Below are 3,995 nucleotides of genomic sequence, written 5' to 3' on the forward strand. Positions count from 1 at the left end.
TAGAACTATAACTCTTATCAAAAGAATTTGGTTCATTAAATGTTTTCCTTCAGTAAGGACATATCATTCTTCTTAATTCGTAATTAATATATGTATCAGTAGCATTTATGATTTGATAAACATATTTTCTTTTTTTATATTCTTTTACTTTAGAAGTTAGTTTAAGACATTGAGGACATCTGCAAGGTTATCCATTAAGATGTACATATAACAATATTTGTGGTTGAGTTTCTTACTGTCTCAATGTTTTCTACCTCTTCTTGTTTTAAATCTAATAAATTAATGATAAAATTTTTCATAAGGGCTTCTCTGGTTATACTTATATCTAGACAAAATAATTATAACAAGGAACCCTTTTAATGTTGAAAAAACCTACTTATGTTAAAGCAAGAAAATGAAAAACCCTACAAAATTTTGTTATACCTTTAAAATGCTAGATCAACACTGTTTATATAGAAAAATAAATTTTATTTTAATAATATAAAATAAAATCTAATTAATACTTAAGTTACTTTGATATTTATGTTAGAATCTTAATATTGCGAATAGGAGGAAATATATGAGTAAAGTAATTAAGTTAGGCAATTATAAAGGAATCGAGGCAGAAGTAACAAAACAACCTGTTGCTGATACAGAGGTAGATAATGAGATTCAACGTTTAGTTGCTCAAAGTACAAGTCTAATCGAAAAAGATGGTGATGTTACTAATGGCGATGTAACAACTATTGATTTTGAAGGTTTTAAAGATGAAGTTGCTTTTGATGGTGGAAAAGCTGAAGGTTTTCAACTAGAAATCGGGTCTGGTCAATTTATTCCTGGATTTGAAGAACAAATGATTGGGATGAAAAAAGGTGAAACAAGAGAATTAAATTTAACTTTTCCAGAAAATTATGGAGCTGCAGATCTTGCTGGAGCAGATGTTGTTTTTAAGGTAACTGTTCATAAAATTGAAGAGAAAAAAGAAGCTGAGTTAAATGATGCGTTTGTAGCATCACTAAATGCACCTGGAATCGAAACGATTGATCAATTACGCGATAATATAAAAGCATCTTTAGAAGCCCAACATGAACAGGCATTTATGGCTGCTAAAGAAAATGCAGCATTAGGAAAATTAATTGATGACTGTGAAGTAGAAGTAGAGGAAAGTGATATTGAAAAAGCGCTGCAACAACAACTTCAACATATCAGTATGGAACTTGCTAGTCAAGGAATGCAATTAGAACAATATTTACAAATGATGGGAATGAATCAAGAGACATTATTACAACAATTAGCACCTTCAGCTAAACAACAAGCAACTTTTGAAGCCATTATTGATGAAATTGTGGCGATTGAAAATTTAGAGACTAGTGATGAAGAAGCAAATCAACAAGTAGAAGCAATTGCCGCACATAATCAAGTGTCTAAAGAAGATGTTTTAAATCAAATTGATATTGAAAGTTTGAAACGTGATTTAAATAGAATTAAAGCAAGTCGATTAATTATGGATAACACTGTTTTTATTGAAGTATAATAGAAAGAATTATTGATATCTTTATTAAGATATCATAATTCTTTTTTTATAATAAGTATGAAGATTGTACAGTTACTTAATCCAAGATGAAAAATAATTGTTATAATTAGAAAAAGTTGATAATTTAAATCGAGGGTTATATGAAAAAAATTTTAATTAGTATTATTTTATGTGGATGTAAAACAGCTGTGAGTCGAGAAATTAAAACAGAAACACGATATAATCAAATTGAAATCAATGCAGCTATGGATGAAATTGAAATGGAATTTGCAAATTGCACCTTATTGGAATTATCTTTTGATGAAACAAATGAGCAAAATTAAAATTTTGATGGTGGGAAAATTATTGTTTATGGTAAAATCAAGGTTGACGAGACAATTGGTATCGAAAATTTAGAGATTAACAGTATTTGTGATAAATTTTTTTTAATTTTGGAAGTTAACATGCATGGTGAGTGGAAAATAGCAAGCTATGGATGTTGAATTCTAGGAACTAGAAGTATTTAGGAAAGTAAAAACGATAATAAAGGAGGAATTGATGATGCAACGTGGTATTTTAATTACGGGTGGCGCTCATGGAATTGGAAAACAAATTTGTTTGGATTTTTTAAGGCAAGGGGATAAAGTATGTTTCATAGATATTAATGAAGAGGCATCAAAACGCTTTGAAAGTGAATATCATGATTTATACTATTATTACGGTGATGTAGCAAATCCAGATACATTGAAAAATTATGTTGATTTTGCTAAAAAAAGGTTAGGACGAATTGATGTATTAGTTAATAATGCCTGTAAAGGGATGAGGGGAATATTATCGGATATTGATTATAATACTTTTGATTATGTACTTTCAATAGGTTTAAAAGCCCCTTATGAATTAAGTCGATTGTGTAAAGAAGAATTAATTAAAAATAAAGGAAAGATTATTAATATTGCTTCTTCACGAGCGTTTCAGTCAGAGCCCGATAGTGAGGCATATGCCAGTGCAAAAGGTGGAATCGTAGCTTTAACACATGCATTAGCGATATCACTGGGTCCTAACGTATTAGTTAATTGTATTGCTCCCGGATGGATCAATGTTGATGAAATAGAAAATTTTGGTGAACTTGATAAGGCTTCTCTACCGGCTGGGAAAGTAGGAACACCAAAGGATATTTCTAAAATGGTTTTATTTTTATGTGGGCAAGATTTTATTACCGGAGAAACGATTACGATTGATGGCGGAATGAACAAACGGATGATTTATCATGGTGACTGGAATTGGCAATATCATGAAGAATAAAAAATAGTAATATACTAATTTTTGTTATTTTAATTTTAAAGCTAAATATAAAATATTAGCATCACGAAATTTTCGTGGATTATAACCACATAATTTATGGATACGATCTAATTTATACTGTAATGTATTTTTATGGATAAAAAGACGATTAGCAGTATTTAATAAGGACATATCCTCTTCAAAATATATGTGTAATAAATTTAAATCTTCTAATGATAACATTGCAATTGTTTTATTTAGATAGTCTTTTTTGTCATAAATGGATATTGATTGAAGAATAATTTCAAGTGTTAACACATCATAGTTAATATATTGATGGTCTTGAATATTTCTTAGAGCAATTAAGGCAGAATGATAAGATTCACTAAGTTTTATTAAAGGAATTTGTTTACCAACAGCTATTGAAACCTGATTACCGGCAAGTTTTTTGAGCTTATATTCACATCTATTAAAGTAATCAGCATCTATTATTGCTAGAAAACGATTGGGGTACTGATAGTGATATACCGGAATGGCTAAGCTATGAAGTTCTTGGATAATAGACTGCTCATTTACGAGCCGTTTTGCTAAAATAATCAAAAGACGATAATTGTTTTTTAAATCTAACTGAAAATATTTTAACATATCTGAAAAATATTGGGAGTCAAGGTTTTCTTGGTCTAGTAATGATTGTAACAGATAATGCATTTTTTCAGCCTGGCTACGATTAAATTCATTCAGCTCTTTTTCTCGAATTAATAGATTTGTGATTTTTTGTGCTAAATAGGCATATTTTTTTACTTTATCAGGTTTACCACTGATTCCAATAACAGCAATAATTTGATCGTGGTAATAGACTGGTAAATTAACTCCCTGAAGACTACCATTAAAACTAGTATCATCATACACTTCGATAATTCTTTTCTCCTTGATGGCTAAAAGACCAGCTTCATGGAAGGAACCAATTCTTTTTATATCTGTACTGGCATAGATAATTCCTTGACAATCAATAAAATTAATATCGTGGTCACAAATATCTTTAACTGTTTCAACGATTTGAGTAGCTAATTGGTTATTAATATACATATAATCCTCCTTTGGTATAAGTACTAAATAAATATGCATTTTATTTAAATAACATGTTAATTATAACATATTATTTATAAAAAATTTTATATCCGATTTTTGATTATCCGCATGAACACTATACTTTCAAACATTT

General features: G+C 29.1%; 4 protein-coding genes and 1 pseudogene. 3 read left to right on the top strand and 2 right to left on the bottom strand.

What is annotated here, in order from left to right; all coding sequences use genetic code 11:
* Positions 1-49 precede the first annotated feature (49 nt).
* Positions 50-175: pseudogene (locus KSU54_RS19595) on the bottom strand (hypothetical protein); the annotation flags it as partial.
* A 384-nt stretch (positions 176-559) separates the two neighbouring features.
* Between KSU54_RS19595 and tig the strand changes: the two are divergent.
* From tig to KSU54_RS18200, 3 genes are all read left to right on the top strand, one after another.
* Complete coding sequence (tig, locus tag KSU54_RS18190; protein WP_003537878.1) at positions 560-1,513, top strand: trigger factor; 954 nt, start codon at positions 560-562, stop codon at positions 1,511-1,513.
* Positions 1,514-1,653: 140 nt separating this feature from the next.
* Positions 1,654-1,836 carry a hypothetical protein gene (locus KSU54_RS18195; protein ID WP_009009349.1) on the top strand — a complete coding sequence of 61 codons (183 nt, stop codon included), beginning with the start codon at positions 1,654-1,656 and terminating at the stop codon, positions 1,834-1,836.
* A 214-nt stretch (positions 1,837-2,050) separates the two neighbouring features.
* On the top strand, positions 2,051-2,794 hold the full coding sequence (locus KSU54_RS18200; protein ID WP_009300801.1) for an SDR family oxidoreductase: 744 nt from the start codon (positions 2,051-2,053) through the stop codon (positions 2,792-2,794).
* Between the two features lie 24 nt (positions 2,795-2,818).
* On the opposite strand, the gene KSU54_RS18205 is transcribed toward KSU54_RS18200, so the two are convergent.
* On the bottom strand, positions 2,819-3,859 hold the full coding sequence (locus tag KSU54_RS18205) for a CdaR family transcriptional regulator (RefSeq protein ID WP_008792975.1): 1,041 nt from the start codon (positions 3,857-3,859) through the stop codon (positions 2,819-2,821).
* Positions 3,860-3,995: the final 136 nt, after the last annotated feature.

Source organism: Erysipelatoclostridium sp. MSK.23.31 (genome assembly GCF_019125875.1).
Classification (GTDB): domain Bacteria; phylum Bacillota_I; class Bacilli_A; order Erysipelotrichales; family Coprobacillaceae; genus Thomasclavelia; species Thomasclavelia ramosa.

Excerpts from the sequence above, each read along its gene's own strand:
- tig (WP_003537878.1), top strand. The coding sequence starts at position 560 with ATGAGTAAAGTAATTAAGTTAGGCAATTATAAAGGAATCGAGGCAGAA.
- KSU54_RS18195 (WP_009009349.1), top strand. The coding sequence starts at position 1,654 with ATGAAAAAAATTTTAATTAGTATTATTTTATGTGGATGTAAAACAGCT.
- KSU54_RS18200 (WP_009300801.1), top strand. The coding sequence starts at position 2,051 with ATGATGCAACGTGGTATTTTAATTACGGGTGGCGCTCATGGAATTGGA.
- KSU54_RS18205 (WP_008792975.1), bottom strand. The coding sequence starts at position 3,859 with ATGTATATTAATAACCAATTAGCTACTCAAATCGTTGAAACAGTTAAA.